Raw genomic sequence first — 16,293 nt, 5'->3', positions numbered from 1 at the left:
CCATCAGCCATGCTGTTCGACGCTCACCTGTGCGTAGTCCAGAATGCCAGGTACGGGTGCGGATGGCTTGCGAACCGTGATCTTGACCCGCACGATTTGTGGATACCGTTTGCGCAATGCGGTCGCGACGTCATTTGCCAAGGCCTCGATAAGGTAACGCCGCTGACCGGCGACGATCTTTTCGATGACGTCGAAGGCAACGCCGTAATCCACGGTATTTTCGATATTGTCAGTCTCCAGCGCGTTTCCCGCCTCGACCTCCATCTCCGCATCCACAAAGAAACGCTGCCCCAGCGTCTCTTCCTGCTCCAGCAGGCCATGGCGGGCAAAAAACGAGCAGTTCTTCAAGACTATCGTGTAAAGGCTCATAACCGCCCATCCCCTTTGTTTTTCTTTTGTCTCAGAACGGCGTCGGCAACAGCCAGAGCGTCTCTGGTCATCTCCACATTGTGTACACGAAAAACGATCGCCCCCGCTATGCGAAGTATCGCCGTGGTCGCGGCAGTCCCGATATCGCGATCCTCGGCTCCGTCGCGTCCCGTCAGAGCGCCGATAAAACGTTTGCGTGACGTTCCCGCCAGAATAGGCAGACCGAAGCGGGAAAGCTCATCGAAACGCGACATCAACAGAACATTTTCATCCGTGTCCTTGGCAAATCCAAAGCCGGGATCGAGTATGATGGCGCTGCGGGAAATGCCCGCCTTATCCGCAATATCCAGCGAAGTGTTGAGAAAAGCGAACTGATCGGCAATCACATCCGGCAATTTCTCACGCTCGCGGCCCGTATGCATGATGCAAACCCCTGCCCCGGTTTCAGCGACGACATTAGCCATAGCAGCATCTTTTTGAAGACCGAAAACATCGTTGACGATATGCGCGCCGGCCTCCACCGCAAGCCTCGCCGTCGAGGCGCGATAGGTGTCTACAGAAATCAAGGCGTCCGTTACGCCAGACAGCCTCTCAATAATTGGCAGGACGCGGTCCTGCTCTTCCTGCTCACTCACACCAGCCGCGCCGGGCCGGGTCGATTCTCCGCCGATATCGATGATGTGTGCACCCTTGGTCACGCAGTCCAAAGCGTGCGCAATGGCCAGATCGGCCGCAAGATATCGCCCACCGTCGGAAAATGAGTCCGGCGTGGCATTGACGATAGCCATAATAAGGCCATCCCCATCAAGTTTCAGGGAGCGCCCGTGCGCGACTTGCCACACATTGTCACTGGCTGTTATCACGTAACATCACGCCTTTCCGGAATAACGGAGTGCCCGCCATTCATATCGTCTTCACTCCGCCTGCACCCCCGGTTCATAATTCAACACCGATTGTCACAGAGTCTCCTGCGCATAGTGGAAGCATTGGCTCTATGGCGCAATCACCCTCGAAGTTCAACTGGAAGGTCCATTTGTCCCGTATGGTCTGCGCTATAGCTGCCGGTGCGACTTTGCTGTCCTCACCACCACAGGCACGCGCCGAAACGCTCATGAGCAAATCCTTCTCCTACTTCAAAGTCGGTGGACGGACAGCTGAAGATCTGGATCGTGAATTATCGCACCGTGGCCCGATGACGAAGGCCACCGGCGCACGCCATCCCGGTGCCACGGAAATCAAATTCGGTGGTGAGTTGACCTATGTCGAGAAGAACGGTCGCTGTGGCGTCGGCACGGTGAAGGTGACGCTGCATACGAAAATCCTGCTTCCCCGCTGGACGAACCGGCGCCGCACCAGCGCAGAGCTTGGCCTGATATGGGATACGCTGGCTGCCGATATCAAACGTCATGAAGAGCGCCACGCCGAAATTTCCCGCACCTACGCACGCATGTTGGAAAAGCGGCTGCAATCCCTTCGTCCACAGACAGAATGTGAGGACATGCAAGCGCTTGTCACCAAAACGACGCAGGAGGTGATGGCGGCGCACGACAAGGACCAGTTGCGCTTCGATATCGTGGAATCGAAAAACTTCGATGCGCGCATGACACGTTTGCTGACACATCGAATGCAGCAGAACACATCCGCGCGATAGTTCATGCAGTTGGAATAATACCGGGCACTTGCGGAATTTTCTTAAATCGATATCTCAGCGAGAGATTGAGCACTGAGTGCGCTTCGCCGGATAATGATCATTGAGTTCTAGTCGTGGATGCAATTGCACGACTCACGTATCAATGAAGGCGGAAATACCCTTAATTTGATCATTGTGCCGCGACTGTCGTTTTTGCTCTCCCGGCGCGTCCAGAACCGCAGGTGCCTCCTCCTTCGCCTGATGGTGACGTGCCCACCTCGCCTCGCTTGTCCGGCAAAACGGAAGGCGAGGCTTTTTGTGGCTGACAAGAGTTGACGGGTGCCGATCAGCCCTGACGTTCCGGTACGTGCACGACCAGACCATCCAGCGCATCCGACATCTTGATCTGACAGGAAAGCCGCGATGTAGGACGAACATCGAAGGCGAAATCCAGCATGTCCTCTTCCATAGGTTCAGGCGGACCGACCCGATCCGACCATGCATCGTCGACATAGACATGACAGGTTGCGCAGGCGCAGGCACCACCGCATTCGGCGTCGATGCCGGGAATGGAGCTTCGAACGGCAACCTCCATGACGGTAGAGCCGTTGCTCACATCAAGGTCATGCTGCGTGCCGTCGAAGGCAACGATGGTCAGTTTGGTCATGTCGGGCAATCCAGAAACGTGTTGAGAATGTTTCTAAACAAATAGAAAGACCGGCCCCGCTTGGCAACCCGTGAATGCGGTTGCCAAGCGAAACCGGCCTGAAAAGATTTGTGCAGAGAAAGACTAGCGGCAGAGCTTCAGGATGAAATTCTCGGCTTCGATCACGGTCGTCGCGATTTTGGAAAGCGCGGCCACATCTCGGCTGCCGCTTTCAATGGCCTCGGCTGCTGCCGCCACCTGAAAAGCCCCTACAGCATCTGCCGAACCCTTTAGACGATGCGCGATACCCTTCATCTCAATTTCGTTGGCGGTGGCGAGATCATGCAACAAGGTACGCGCATTGCGCGTAAAGAGCTGAAGGATTTCGATCTCCAACTCCTTGTCTCCCATCGTCTGGCGCGACAGGTGTGCGAAGTCTATGGGCTTGCTGCTCATTCGCTGTACGCCGCCAAAATTGTCTGGGGCATCAAATGCTATACTCACCGCTGCCATTTTAAAGTTTCCTCGGTTGGATCATGTTTCTTGTTTTGAGGCACATATGTGCTGGTTCTACCCAGGTAAGCCTAGGATGAGATGAAAATGGGGCATGAGAACCGTGGAAATCTTCCGCTATGGTTAATTTATGGTAAGCTTATATGAAACAAGGCTTTCAGCGCGCCGCTAGAGTTTAAAAACTGTTAACAAACCGCCACTTGGCCAATGCGCTCTTGTGGCTTAATTGTTTAAAAGCCTCGAATGTGTCACTACGGTACTGCCGTCTCGCATGACCTAAGTCCGGTTACGTGAATTTCGGTGCGTAAATTGGTTTGTCTGTGTGCCTGATCACCGGCTCTCAGGGAATTGGTAAGAAACGAGGCACTATATACCCGCAAGGTATCGTGTCTTGAGGCATGATGGCGGATATCCCTGAGCAAGGCGGCGATGGGGTGCACGGCATGAGGCCGGGCGTATATGTAACGAGGCGTAACCGCATGGCGAATAATAAGATCAGCGACTCGATTGACGAGACTGCATTTCAGGCACTTGAAGATGCCTTGCAACTCGGCGCGTACGAAACCCAGCCGGAGCCTCGCAAGAGGTCCACTCCAAAGTCTGCGGAGGCCAGAGTGCCAGAAAAGCCAAGAGCGCCTGAAAGAGAAAAGACACGCCCCGCGGAACAGCCACAGCAACAACGACCTGCCGCTGCCGAGCAAGCCCCGAGATCGCCATCTCTCGAAGCAGCCAATGACGGCTCAAAGCGCAGCCCTGCCATGATCCTCAAATCCTTGGACGCTGGTTCCGTGACGGGCGCACTGCGCAATGCAGGCATTGTTTCGGTTTTGTGGGCCATTGCGGGTGCTGGCCTTGCACACGTCCTTTACGGAAACCTGATCTGGAATGTCAGCTCTATTGCGGAGCTTTTTGCCGTTCCCGGCGTCATGGCGATCATCATCGGCGTCATCGTTCCGATCATGCTGTTCTTTGCCTTCGCCCTCATGATGGCGCGCGCCCGCGATCTGCGCAACGCTGCACGTTCCATGGCCGAAGTCGCACTTCGCCTCTCTGAGCCGGAAACCATCGCGTCCGAACGCATCATGTCCGTTGGTCAGGCCGTTCGCCGTGAAGTTTCCGCAATGAACGATGGCATCGAGCGCACGATTGCCCGAGCCACCGAGCTTGAAACGCTCGTCCATTCCGAAGTCAATGCTCTCGAGCGCAGCTATGCCGACAATGAAACCCGCGTCCGCAGCCTCGTTGAGGAACTCAGCGCAGAGCGCGACGCCATCATCAATCATGCAGAGCGTATTCGCTCGTCCATCATGGGTGCACAGGACCAGATCAAGGAAGAGCTCTCCATCGTCGGTGAAGAGCTTTCGATGCGCCTGGCGACCAGCGGCGAAGCTTTCGCCTCGCTGATAGATACGCGGTCCGCCGCGCTTCTCGAAAAGTCGCGCGCCTCTTCGGAAGCCATGGGCAGCCTCATTGCCTCCAAGACCGATAATCTTCTCAAGGCACTGAATTCTTCTGGCGCTGCCATTTCGAACGAATTCGATCTGCGCCTGCACGATCTCAGCACGACACTGGATGATCGTGGCCGCCTGCTTCTGGACCAATTCGCCACACAGGCGTCCAATATCAGCACGGGCACGGAAAACCTCAACAAAACGCTGGAAGAGCGCACCCGTCTTCTCAACGATACGCTTTCCAAGCGGACGCTCGAACTCGGTCAGAACATCGAGCGCGGCCAGGCCATCATTGGCGGCTCGCTGGATAATGTTCTCGACAAGCTGACAACGACACTGGAAGAAAAAGGCCTTTCGTTCCGCCAGAACCTGCAAAGCTCCGCCGATGACGCGATCATGGATCTCGACCTGCGGTCGGGCCTGTTCGAAGAAAAGCTCCAGACCACGGTTGGCCTCGTCAACTCCGCCTTCGATGAGCGCGTGGCCGAATTCACCAGCGCCTTCGATCAACGCGCAGGCAGCCTCGACAGCAAGCTGATGGAAAGCCTCGCCCGTATCAACGAAACCGTTGCGGGTGGTACCGATAGCATCGACGGCACGCTGAACTCCGGTATCGAACGCCTCAGCACCGCTCTCACCGACCAGTCGTTTGCGCTGGCAACGACTCTGGGCACCAGCCAGGAAATGCTGGAAAGTACGCTCGAAAATCACACTCGTGATCTGAGCAATGCCATTGGTGCCCGCACGGCGGAAATTACCGGTGCATTCAGCAATACACATCAAAATATTGATGCCGTATTCCAGGAGCGCAGCAACGCTTTGTTCAGCGCCCTCACCGCCAGCCAGGAGCGTTTCGACAGCGCGCTGGCCAGCCGCACGGAAAGCATCACCGGCTCCGTTTCGGGCTCAGCCGAACATCTGGCAGCTCTTCTTGATGAGCGCGCCGCTGCCATCAACAGCATCGTTGCCGATGTCGAGCGTCGCCTGACAGAAACCCTCGACAGCCGTGCCGCCGCCATTACCGGCGCCGTCTCGGGCGTCGAGGAACGTCTGGCCGACACGCTCGATGTCCGTACAGCCGCAATCCACCACGCCGTTGCCGGTGTGGAAGACCGTATTGCCGACACGCTCGAAAGCAGAACAGCGGCTCTCGCCAATGTCGTATCGGGTGCCGAAACGCGCATCGCGGAGACACTGGATAGCCGCACCTCGGCTCTCAACAGTGTCGTATCGGGCGTCGAAGAACGCATCGCAGATGCGCTCGACAGCCGCACCATGGCGCTGGACATGGCGTTTTCGACGGCAGAAGAACGTCTTGCCGAAACAATCGACAGCCGCACGGGCGCGCTGACAAGTGCCGTTTCAGGTGTTGAAGAGCGTATTGCAGACACGCTCGATAGCCGCACAATGGCCATCGACATGGCATTCTCGTCTGCGGAAGAACGTCTGGTGGAAACACTTGACACCAGAGCAGCCGCACTCAACACGGTTGTTTCAGGCGTCGAAAGCCGCATCTCTGATACTATTCAGAATGGCACGACGGCACTGACCAACGTCGTCAGCGGCGTTGAAGACCGCATTGCCGAAACCCTCGATAGCCGCACGGCCGCCCTGAGCAGCGTCGTATCCGGTGTCGAAGAGCGGATCGCGGACACACTCGACAGCCGCACGATGGCCATCGACATGGCATTCTCCTCTGCGGAAGAACGTCTCGCTGAAACCATGGATAGCCGCACGAGTGCGCTGAACAGCGTCGTTTCCGGCGTCGAAGAACGCCTCGCGGACACACTCGACAGCCGCACGATGGCTATCGACATGGCTTTCTCCGGTGCAGAAGAGCGTATCGCCGAAACCATGGATAACCGCACGAGCGCGCTTAATAGCGTCGTTTCCGGCGTCGAAGAACGCCTCGCCGATACCCTCGACAGCCGTACAATGGCTATCGACATGGCATTCTCCGGTGCGGAAGAGCGTATCGCTGCAACGATGGATAGCCGCACGAGCGCACTCAACAGCGTCGTTTCCGGTGTCGAAGAACGCCTTGCCGACACACTCGACAGCCGTACCATGGCCATCGACATGGCTTTCTCCGGTGCGGAAGAGCGCATCGCAGAGACATTGGATTCAAGAACGGCTGCGCTCAACACGGTTGTGTCGGGCGTTGAAAACCGCATTTCCGAAACGCTCGACAGCAGAACGGCAGCGCTCAACAGCGTGGTTTCCGGCGTTGAGGAACGGATCGCAGACACACTCGACAGCCGTACCATGGCCATCGACATGGCATTCTCATCTGCCGAAGAGCGCCTTGCCGAAACCATGGACAGCCGCACGAGTGCGCTCACGAGTGCTGTATCCGGCGTTGAAGGACGCATTGCAGATACACTGGATAGCCGTACCGTTGCCCTCACCAACGCAGTTTCCGGCGTGGAAGAACGCATCGCGGACGCACTCGACAGCCGCACAATGGCCATCGACATGGCGATATCAGGCGCCGAAGAGCGCATGACTGAAACGCTGGACAATCGCACCGCTGCGATCACCCAGTCCGTCGTTGGCGCAGAGCAGCGTCTGGCCTCGACCGCTGCTACCCTTGATGAAGCGCTTTCCGTCGGTCATCTTCGCCTCGACACGATGCTGGGCGTTCAGGCCAATGCCATCACCAGAACTGTAGAGCGCAACAGCGATCTGATAGAGCAGACCGTCGGCATTGCCGCCACCCGCATCGAAACCGCCATCGAAGGCGGCGCAGGCCGCTTCTCCGAGACGATGGAGAGCGGTGTATCGCGTATGGAAAACAATCTCGTTTCCTCGCACGACCAACTTCGCACAACGCTCGACCAGCATCACGGCGCGCTGAGCGACACGCTTGGTGCCGCGCAGGAGCGTATGAGCGACCTCCTGTCCGAACAGGCAATGTCCATCGGCACTACGATCGCTTCGAGCGCCAGCATGCTGGAAATTTCCCTCGAAACACAGCAGGAAGCGCTTCAGCAGACCATCGACACCAGCGGTGCCAACCTCGAAGAGCGGTTGCGCAACAGCGCCAGCGATGTGGCGATCAAGATGGGCGATGCAGCCCGTGAAATCGGTAGTGCCGCTGACACCCTGTCGTCACGTGTCGAGCAGTCCGTCAGCCAGGTTTCCACGCGTCTCGATGAGACAGGTGCCCAGCTGGAAAGCAATATTGGTGCGCTGCAGACCCGGATCCAGACCGATCTCGGTAACGTCAATGCATCCATAGAAGATGCCAGCCGCAAAATTTCCGATACGTTGGACGGCAAGACGGAGATTTTTGTTCGCACCAGCGAAGACGCCACGCAGCGTATCGCCAGTGTCTTCGACACCGGCACGGCTCGCATCGATGAACGCCTCGGTACGATGGATCGCGCACTGAACATCGGCCTCGAAAATGTCAATCGCACCATTGAAGGCAAAGCAACGGGCCTCGCCGTCAGCTTGCGTGACGCTGTCGTAAACGCGGCGGAAACGATGGATGGCGAAGCCAATCGCTCGGCTGAACGTCTGGCCAAGACCGGTTCGGAATTTGCCGATCAGGTCCGGGCGCGCAATGATGAGTTCGCGAGCGCCATCGAACAGCGCTCGAATGAAATCGTCGGGCGCATTTCCGATGCCCAGGGTCGCCTCTCCGGCCAGGCCGCAGCCGTCGCACAGACCTTCTCGGAAGCTGGCAACGCCATCGTCAACAAGGTTGCCGAAGCTGAAGCCATCGTCCGCTCGCAGGTTGGCGCCATTTCCGACACGCTCTCAGGCGTCGAAAGCTCACTCGATGCGCGCGGCGAGTCCATTCGCTCGACGCTCGATACCCGCACCCGCGAACTCAACTCGATGCTGGCGAGCCGTTCTGCGGAACTGTCCCGCCTCATAGAAGAAAAGGCAAAGCCCCTCGTCAACGAATATGCGACGATTGGTCAAAACGCCGCCGAGAAGATCGTTACTGCCGCGCAGCAGAGCGCAAGTCTGCTAGCCGAAAGTAACAGCGGCATGGCTCAACTTGTCGAACAGGCAATTGGTGATTACGCCAAGGCTGGCAACGAGGCTGCCGACCGTCTGGTCGATGCCACTCGTCAGAGCACGGCCAAACTGTCGGAAACCCATACCGGCATGGCGAATGTCGTGTCTGACGCGGTCGACAACCTCAATGTCGCAGTCGTTCGTGCCACTCAGGAATTCCGCGCGGCAGACAACTCTCTCAACACGGCTGCGTCCAGCTTCTCGGAATCTGCATCCCGCGCGTCGGATATGGTGTCCAGCTCCAGCCGCCTGCTGGAGGGAAAGATCGATCGCCTAGCCAATATCTCAGGTCAGACGCTTTCGCAGGTCGCAGGCATCGTCGGTCGTTTCGAAGAACACTCCACCGTTCTGTCACAGGCCTCTGAACTGCTTAGTGCCGCACAGACGAGCCTTGCAGGCACACTGGAAGAACGCCAGGAAGCCCTGCGGTCGCTCTCCGTTGGCCTCCTGACCCGCTCCGAAGAAATTGAAACCTCGATGCGCGGCGTCATGAGCGCTGTCGAGCAGACAATTGCGCAGGCGGAGCAGCGTTCGGCAAATGTCGCTGGCAACCTTCGCGAAAATCTGGGGTCCACCTTCGATCAGATCGGTCAATCGCTCGACGAAACCGAACAGAGAGCACAACAGGCAGCGCAGAATATGCGTGGCGCGCTTCTCTCTGCCGGTCAGGACGCCAGCCGCTCCATCGAAGGCACGATGGCCAACGCGCAGAAGTACTCCGATGAGCTGGTCAACCGTCTTCGCGGCGGCGTTGCCTCCTCGCTATCTGATGTCGACAAGCTGATGGGAAGCGCGACAGACAAGTCCAGCGCTGCCGCAGCCGTCATGCGCGAAACATTGCGCGAAGCGGTTGAAGAAGCCGTCACTCGCTTTGCCGGCGCAACGGACGAAATCCGCCGCTCCAGTGTCGACATCCGCAAGGAACTCGACTCGACCCGTGCGGAACTGAAGCGCGGTGCCTTTGACCTGCCGGAAGAAGCCAAGGAAAGTGCGGCTGCTATGCGCCGTGCCGTTTCCGAGCAGATCAAGGCGTTGCAGGACATTTCCCAACTCGTCGGTCGCTCGACGCAGCAGCTGGAAATTTCCGAACCGGCAGCCCGTGCCATCGCTGCCACCAAGCCTGCTCCGGTTCAGCCGCAGCCACGCGCCGAAACGCGCGAACAGCCAGCCCAGGTCGCAGCACCGGTTGTCGCGGCTGCGCCCGTCGCAGCCCGCCCAGCCCCGCAACCACAGCCGCAGCCACCAGCTCCGGTCACGGCCTCTGCACCTGTCATACGCAACACGGCGCCGCTGGAAACTCGCCCGGTACCGCCACAGGCAGGTTTTGCCGCACCTGCTCAGCGCCGCGAAGAAGGTGGTGGCTGGATCAGCGATCTCCTGCGCGGTGCCTCGCGTGATGGTCAGGATGTGACGGGCCAAACTGCGCCCACGCCGCGTCCTGCTCAAGAACCGCAGACCCGCGCCACGGACAATCGCAATCCCCGCCATGTCGTGGAGTCTTTGAACTCGCTGTCTGTCGATATTGCTCGCGCCATCGACCACGATGCATCGGTGGAATTGTGGGGCCGTTACCAGCGCGGTGAACGCGACGTGTTCACGCGCCGCCTCTACACGCTCAAGGGCCAGCAGACATTCGACGAGATCAAGCGCAAGTATGAACGCGAAACGGAATTCCGGACCGCTGTCGATCGCTATATCTCCGATTTCGAAAAGCTGCTTGCTGACGTCGCAAGGACAGACCGTGACCGCACCGTCACGCAATCATACCTCACCTCAGACACCGGCAAGGTCTATACCATGCTTGCGCACGCGGCAGGACGCTTCAGCTAAGGCGCAGACATCTCGAATATAAAGCCCCGAAGAACAATTCTTTGGGGCTTTTTCTTTGGCTGTATATTAGCAATGAGCTTGAAGCGGTTCTGCCGAAGCTCTATATCACGCCCACGGGGACGACCCCGGCATGATGATTGAAACTCGGGACGACCCGATACATCGGGAGTACCCCCATGCGTTCCATCAAAGACCGCGTTCGCCACGCCATTTCCTTCGAAATCATTGGCCTTCTGCTGATCATACCGCTCGGCGCTATCGCCTTCGAGATACCCGTGACGGACATAGGCATCGTCGGCATCGTCAGCGCCACAGCGGCAACCATCTGGAATTACCTCTATAATCTCGGCTTTGACAAAACCATGCAGCGCTGGCGTGGCACGACGCAAAAAACGATGCTGGCGCGCGTGGCACATGCGGTCATTTTCGAGCTGGGCTTGCTGGTCGTTCTCATGCCATTCATCGCCTGGTATCTGAACGTCAGCCTCATCCATGCCCTCGTCATGGACGTGTCCTTTGCGCTGTTCTACGTCGTCTATGCGTTTGTTTTCAACTGGTGCTACGACCGGCTGTTTCCTTTGCCCGAATGGAACACCGAGCCTCTGGCGAAGCGCTGACCCCATCGCCACGAATCAAAACGCCGTGCGTTTCGCAACGCACGGCGTTTGTTCTCAAATGCGATGTCGTCAGAGAGACCGCAGCGTCCAGGCGACAATCTCTCGTGAGGTCGATGCAAACGCGTTGTCGAGCGCCTTGACGAAATTCGCATTGCCCGAACCGCTGACGCGGGCGGTGGAGCGGAACACCTCCTGCGCTTTCACGGTGCCGTTCTTGTCGTTCAGCAACTTCACCGAAATTTCGATCGTCGCAAGGTTCTTTGCTGTGTCGACCTCAAAGGCGCGGATATCGGTAACGACCTGATAGTCGATAGCGAGACCCTGCCCGGGACGGCCGACGCCGCCGAGCTTACCTGTGTCCTCGAAGGCTTCCACGAGCTTGGATTGCACCATGCGTGGCAGGCGATCGCTCCATTGCGAACTGCCCAGATATTGCACTTCCGAGCCTGAAAGGCGCACAACGATATTCTCGCTGTCCAGCGCCTTCAGGGCCGTTGGCTCGGCAATCAGAAGCTGGCGTGAGCGGAACGATGGAGCCTGCGTCACAGTGCCCGATGACACGGACAGATCAAACGTGTCGTTCTTGGCAGCACCGCCGCAACCGGCCAGAAGGCCAGCCATAAGAGGCAGCATCATCACAATTTTGGTCGGGGCCGAACCCTGCCAGCGCATCAGCGAAACCTTCAATGTCCTACCCCCGTCAACGCCTTGTCCGGCCGTCATACTGTTTCACGTTCTCGCCGCCAAAGATCAGGCGCTGCGGATCGCGATCGAAATTTGTGATCGTGTTGTTCAGATTGTCGACTGTCTGGCGTGTGCTGCCAATCAAAGCCTGGAAGTCTTTCAGGCCCGAACTGGAGAACCGCGCCAGATTGTCGGCGATAGGACCAACGCGCATATTGATATTGTCGGCGACGGCCTTGAAGGAGGCAAGCGTCTCACGCGCCTTGGAGAAAAGCGAATTGGCATCATCGGTTCCAAGCAATCCGTCAACTTTCGCCAAAATACCATCAACACGGCTGGAAGCCGCATTCAACTTGCGCGACATATCGGTGAAATCGGCAATTGCCTGATCAATATCAGGGCGACGGGTGCCGACATCATCTGCGATCTGGCGGAAGGTAGAGATTGCCTGACGAACGTCCGAAGTGGCCGCAGCGACATCTTCCACGGCGTTGCTGACCTTGCTGGCGTCAACCGATGCAAGCAACTGGTCCGCACGTTTCACGACAGTCTGCACTTCCGCACTTGCCTGCTCGAAATTGCGTGACGTGCGCTGCACGGTCGACATGATGTCCTGAATTCCACCCGAGGATTCGGCGACATCAGACGTCACCTTGTCGACATTGGTCAGGATCGAATCGATCTTTTCCGAATCGACGGATTTCACCAGCCCCTCAACTGCCGTCAAAGTGCCGTCCAGACGAACGGAAACGGATTGTACGGTCGTTGATAGAGAACTCAGGCTTTCCAGAAAGTTCTCGATACCGTCTGAGTTGGAGGCAAGCGCATCTGAGAATTTTTCGGCATTGCGAACGGTCTGCGTCAAAGGCCCGCGCGCATCCTGTACGAAGCCCTGCAACTCACCAATGGCACCGTCGGCGCGTTTCAGTATCTTGTCAGCCGTTGCCAGAAGGTTGGTCACGCTTGAGAGGTCAGCGGTCAACTCAGCAGGTACGCCGGTGTCGAACGACTTCTGCAAAATCCGCTCTTCATTGTTGCGACCGCCGGAAAGCTCGATATAGGCGGCACCTGTCAGGCCCTGGATTTCCAGCACCGCACGGGTGGAAGGAAACACCGGCGCGTCGGCCTGCACCTCCGTAAACGCAATCGAGTAGGCGGGATCATCGCGGTCGATGGACAGGCCGCGAACCGTACCCACGGGAATACCGTTGAACCGCACCGGCGAACCGACGGAAAGACCATTGGCAGAGCCTGGAATGCGGATTGTCAATTGAGCAGTCGGACCACCACGCCCGAATTCGGCCATCCAGTAGACGAAACCGAAAGCGGCAGCGATCACGATCAGCGTGAAAATTCCCACAATGGTGTAGTTTGCCTTGGTTTCCATGACTTACTCGTCACTCCCCGGAATGTGTTGCGTGCCATCAGGAAGGACGACGGCACGTGCCCGCTTTCCGCGGAAATATGATTGAACCCAAGGATCGTCGCTTTCGAACATTTCCTCGAGTGTGCCTTCCACTGCAACCTTATTGTTGCCCAGAACCGCGATGCGATCACAGACCGAAAACAGACTGTCGAGATCGTGCGTCACCATGTAGACGGTCAAACCCAGCGAATCACGAAGCCGCGCGATCAGCATATCAAATTCTGCCGCACCGATGGGGTCTAGGCCCGATGTCGGTTCGTCCAGAAAAACCAGATCCGGGTCGAGAGACAATGCACGTGCTAGGGCCGCGCGCTTGATCATGCCACCGGACAATTCAGATGGATATTTGTCGGCAGCATCCGCTGCCAGGCCAACCATATCGATCTTCAGAGCAGCAAGCTCGTCCATCAGTGACTGCGGCAGGTCGAGATACTCGCGCATCGGCAGCTGAATGTTCTCTTTCACCGTCAGGCCGGAAAACAGCGCACCCTGCTGAAACAGCACACCAAGGCGGGTATCGAGCCCCATGCGCTCCTCGTCCGTCGCCTTGTCGTAGTCGGTCCCGAGAATCTTGATGGTACCGCCCTGGCGCGGAATGAGGCGCAGAATAGCGCGCATCAAAACGGATTTTCCAGCACCGGATGGACCGATGAAGCCAAGGATTTCGCCGCGATAGACATCGAGATCGAGCTTGTCCAGAACAACCTTGTCACCGAATGACACGGTCGCCCCTTCAACCGAGAGAACGACCTCACGATCCTTGTTTTTGCTTTTCGTTGTTTCGTGATCCTGCAACAGCATCTCCCTAAAAATCGATAGCTGCATAGAAGATGGCGAAGACGCCATCGACCAGGATCACGACGAAAATGGATTTCACGACTGAGGACGTGACATGCTGACCGAGGGATTCGGCACTACCACCCACCTTCATACCCTCGACCGCTGCAACAATGCCGATGATCAACGCCATGAACGGCGCCTTGATCATGCCAGATGCAATGGTGGAAATTTCCACGGCGGAATGCAGGCGTGACAGGAAAACCTCGAACGTGATGCCAGAATAGAGCAGCGAAACGACTGCAGCCCCGAACAGCGCAGCAAAGTTGGCGATGATTGTCAAAAGCGGCAGCGCGATCGTCAGCGCGACCAGACGCGGAAACACCAGCACGCCCACCGGATTGAGGCCGATGACCTTCAGCGCGTCGATTTCCTCGCGCATTTTCATCGAGCCGATTTCGGCGGTGATCGCGCTTCCCGAACGGCCAGCGATCATGATGGCGGTCAACAGCACACCGATTTCACGCAGTTGCAGAATACCGACAAGGTCGACCACGAAGACTTCAGCACCGAAATACCGCAGCTGGAACGCACCCTGCTGGGCAATGATCGCACCGATCAGAAACGACATAAGCAGAATGATCGGGACGGCCCGAACGCCCATATGATCGATCTGGTTGACGATGGCGGCAGGAGAAACACCGCGCCCACGCCCCAGCTTCATCTGCGCGCCGCGAACAGCGGAGCCCAGAATATACATGCCCGCCAGAAAATCAGCGCCTGCCTGAACGACATTCTTGCCGACAGGCGAGAAGATGCGTTCGCTCAGACTGTGTTTGGTCGTGTCTTTGGGTGGCAGAGGCGCTTCTTCCGGCAGAGAGGATATGATCCCCTCGACCTGTTCATTGCCCTCGAATGCCACCTGCCCACCGGCTTTTCCCAGCCTGTGACGCATGCGCTGCAACAGCCATGCGCCTGTCGTATCGATGTTCTCGACACCCGAAAGATCGACCACGATCGAACCGTTGGCGCCAGATTTTTCGATTTTTTCAATGTCGCCAAGAACCGAACTGACATGAGCGTTGCGCCATGAGCCAGTCAGAACGTAACGCGCAGAGCCGCCGTTCGCGTCGTTATCCGCCGAGATCGCTGCCGGTTGCGCCGGTTGCCGTGCTTCAGGTTCTTGCATCTTGCTCCAAGCGAATGCAGCTTATTAAAGATTCCGTAACGATTCATACCGATTGACGGATCACCAAGCCACAGCGATCCGGGGGGATTTCGTAGATTTATTGTCAGTTACCGTGTTTTACATCCAACTAAAGGGTAATTTCGATGGGCCGTTACCTCGAAGCCACAGCTGAAGTCTTCCCGGTTGCGGGCAGCTTCACCATTTCACGCGGAAGCCGCACAGAAGTGGTCGTCGTCGCCTGCTCGATTACGGAAAATGGCATCAAAGGTGTCGGCGAGTGCGTGCCTTACACCCGATACGGCGAATCAATCGATGGCGTTCTTGAGGATATCAGGGCAGTTTCGCATGCCGTGTCCAACGGCATCGACCGTTCCGAATTGCAGCACATGATGAAACCGGGTGCGGCCCGCAATGCGGTCGATTGCGCGTTGTGGGATCTGGAGGCGAAACTGTCAGGCACAAGCGTAGCGTCCAGGGTTCTGACGGCGTCACCAAAGCCCATTGTCACCGCCTACACGATTTCTCTGGGCGAACCTGATGCCATGGCTGCCAAAGCCGCGGAGAATGCCTCGCGTCCCCTTCTGAAAATCAAGACAGGCACTCAGGATGATGAGGCACGTCTGCGCGCCGTTCGTGCCGCCGCGCCACACGCAACCATCATCATCGATGCGAACGAAGGTTGGACGGAACACAACATCGGGCATCATTTCGCCGTGGCGAAAGAGCTGAACATCGCGCTTATCGAACAACCGTTACCCGCTGGCAAGGATGCCATTCTGGCGCAAATCGAAAGGCCAGTCGCCATCTGCGCTGACGAAACTGTGCATCTGACGACCGATCTAACCGCGCTGCGTGACCGCTACGACGCCATCAACATCAAGCTGGACAAGACCGGCGGCCTGACGGAGGCACTCGTCATGAAGAAGGAGGCGGAGCGACTGGGCTTCATCATCATGGTCGGATGCATGCTGGGCACATCGCTCGGCATGGCACCTGCGCTTATGCTGGCGCAGGACACCGCCTATGCCGATCTCGACGGGCCGCTACTGCTCGTGCGGGACCGCGTTCCCGGCATGCGGTATGAAGGATCGCTCGTTCATCCACCAGAACCGGAACTGTGGGGCTAAAG

At 57.6% G+C, this 16,293-nt stretch carries 12 protein-coding genes; 4 read left to right on the top strand and 8 right to left on the bottom strand.

The window, feature by feature from the left end; genetic code table 11:
* Positions 1-3 precede the first annotated feature (3 nt).
* Positions 4-369, bottom strand: coding sequence for a dihydroneopterin aldolase (gene folB / locus ATO67_RS00490; protein ID WP_067642792.1), 366 nt, complete (start codon positions 367-369; stop codon positions 4-6).
* On the bottom strand, positions 366-1,232 hold the full coding sequence (gene folP / locus ATO67_RS00485) for a dihydropteroate synthase (protein ID WP_067642789.1): 867 nt from the start codon (positions 1,230-1,232) through the stop codon (positions 366-368). The genes folB and folP overlap by 4 nt, the downstream gene beginning before the upstream one ends.
* A 131-nt stretch (positions 1,233-1,363) precedes the next feature.
* Here folP and ATO67_RS00480 point away from each other — a divergent pair, with 131 nt between their 5' ends.
* Positions 1,364-2,020, top strand: coding sequence for a DUF922 domain-containing Zn-dependent protease (locus ATO67_RS00480; protein ID WP_082760100.1), 657 nt, complete (start codon positions 1,364-1,366; stop codon positions 2,018-2,020).
* A gap of 325 nt (positions 2,021-2,345) precedes the next feature.
* On the opposite strand, the gene ATO67_RS00475 is transcribed toward ATO67_RS00480, so the two are convergent.
* Together ATO67_RS00475 and ATO67_RS00470 are read right to left on the bottom strand one after the other, a co-directional pair.
* Complete coding sequence (locus ATO67_RS00475) at positions 2,346-2,666, bottom strand: 2Fe-2S iron-sulfur cluster-binding protein (protein WP_067642786.1); 321 nt, start codon at positions 2,664-2,666, stop codon at positions 2,346-2,348.
* Between the two features lie 123 nt (positions 2,667-2,789).
* Entirely contained in the window at positions 2,790-3,158 is a 369-nt protein-coding gene (locus ATO67_RS00470) for an Hpt domain-containing protein (RefSeq protein ID WP_067642783.1), read from the bottom strand.
* A 479-nt stretch (positions 3,159-3,637) separates the two neighbouring features.
* Between ATO67_RS00470 and ATO67_RS00465 the strand changes: the two genes are divergently transcribed.
* Positions 3,638-10,471 (top strand): apolipoprotein A-IV repeat region-like domain-containing protein, encoded by a 6,834-nt coding sequence (locus ATO67_RS00465; protein ID WP_067642780.1) that lies wholly within the window; start codon positions 3,638-3,640, stop codon positions 10,469-10,471.
* Between the two features lie 176 nt (positions 10,472-10,647).
* Entirely contained in the window at positions 10,648-11,088 is a 441-nt protein-coding gene (locus tag ATO67_RS00460; protein WP_067642777.1) for a PACE efflux transporter, read from the top strand.
* Positions 11,089-11,157: 69 nt separating this feature from the next.
* Here ATO67_RS00460 and ATO67_RS00455 read toward each other — a convergent pair whose 3' ends face one another.
* From ATO67_RS00455 to ATO67_RS00440, 4 genes are read right to left on the bottom strand one after another with little or no spacing between them, the layout of a single operon-like run.
* Positions 11,158-11,760, bottom strand: coding sequence for an ABC-type transport auxiliary lipoprotein family protein (locus ATO67_RS00455; RefSeq protein WP_067644128.1), 603 nt, complete (start codon positions 11,758-11,760; stop codon positions 11,158-11,160).
* A gap of 28 nt (positions 11,761-11,788) precedes the next feature.
* A complete protein-coding gene (locus tag ATO67_RS00450) occupies positions 11,789-13,159 on the bottom strand; it encodes an MlaD family protein (RefSeq protein ID WP_067642774.1) in 1,371 nt (456 codons plus the stop codon).
* Positions 13,160-13,162: 3 nt separating this feature from the next.
* Positions 13,163-13,993: an ABC transporter ATP-binding protein gene (locus tag ATO67_RS00445; RefSeq protein ID WP_425352170.1), complete on the bottom strand. Its 831-nt coding sequence runs from the start codon at positions 13,991-13,993 to the stop codon at positions 13,163-13,165.
* Between the two features lie 10 nt (positions 13,994-14,003).
* Positions 14,004-15,164: an ABC transporter permease gene (locus ATO67_RS00440; protein WP_067642768.1), complete on the bottom strand. Its 1,161-nt coding sequence runs from the start codon at positions 15,162-15,164 to the stop codon at positions 14,004-14,006.
* Positions 15,165-15,307: 143 nt separating this feature from the next.
* On the opposite strand from ATO67_RS00440, the gene dgcA reads away from it, so the two are divergent.
* Positions 15,308-16,291, top strand: coding sequence for an N-acetyl-D-Glu racemase DgcA (gene dgcA / locus ATO67_RS00435; RefSeq protein WP_067642765.1), 984 nt, complete (start codon positions 15,308-15,310; stop codon positions 16,289-16,291).
* Positions 16,292-16,293 lie beyond the last annotated feature (2 nt).

Origin of the sequence: Agrobacterium bohemicum (assembly GCF_001562555.1) — a bacterium.
GTDB classification, from domain to species: Bacteria; Pseudomonadota; Alphaproteobacteria; order Rhizobiales; family Rhizobiaceae; genus Agrobacterium; species Agrobacterium bohemicum.
This window is presented reverse-complemented; position numbering and strand designations above follow the sequence as displayed.

Bases quoted from the DNA above. Each gene is read 5' to 3' on its own strand.
- ATO67_RS00470 (WP_067642783.1), bottom strand. From the start codon at position 3,158: ATGGCAGCGGTGAGTATAGCATTTGATGCCCCAGACAATTTTGGCGGC.
- ATO67_RS00475 (WP_067642786.1), bottom strand. From the start codon at position 2,666: ATGACCAAACTGACCATCGTTGCCTTCGACGGCACGCAGCATGACCTT.
- ATO67_RS00460 (WP_067642777.1), top strand. From the start codon at position 10,648: ATGCGTTCCATCAAAGACCGCGTTCGCCACGCCATTTCCTTCGAAATC.
- ATO67_RS00455 (WP_067644128.1), bottom strand. From the start codon at position 11,760: ATGCGCTGGCAGGGTTCGGCCCCGACCAAAATTGTGATGATGCTGCCT.
- ATO67_RS00450 (WP_067642774.1), bottom strand. From the start codon at position 13,159: ATGGAAACCAAGGCAAACTACACCATTGTGGGAATTTTCACGCTGATC.
- ATO67_RS00440 (WP_067642768.1), bottom strand. From the start codon at position 15,164: ATGCAAGAACCTGAAGCACGGCAACCGGCGCAACCGGCAGCGATCTCG.
- dgcA (WP_067642765.1), top strand. From the start codon at position 15,308: ATGGGCCGTTACCTCGAAGCCACAGCTGAAGTCTTCCCGGTTGCGGGC.
- ATO67_RS00480 (WP_082760100.1), top strand. From the start codon at position 1,364: ATGGCGCAATCACCCTCGAAGTTCAACTGGAAGGTCCATTTGTCCCGT.
- folB (WP_067642792.1), bottom strand. From the start codon at position 369: ATGAGCCTTTACACGATAGTCTTGAAGAACTGCTCGTTTTTTGCCCGC.
- ATO67_RS00465 (WP_067642780.1), top strand. From the start codon at position 3,638: ATGGCGAATAATAAGATCAGCGACTCGATTGACGAGACTGCATTTCAG.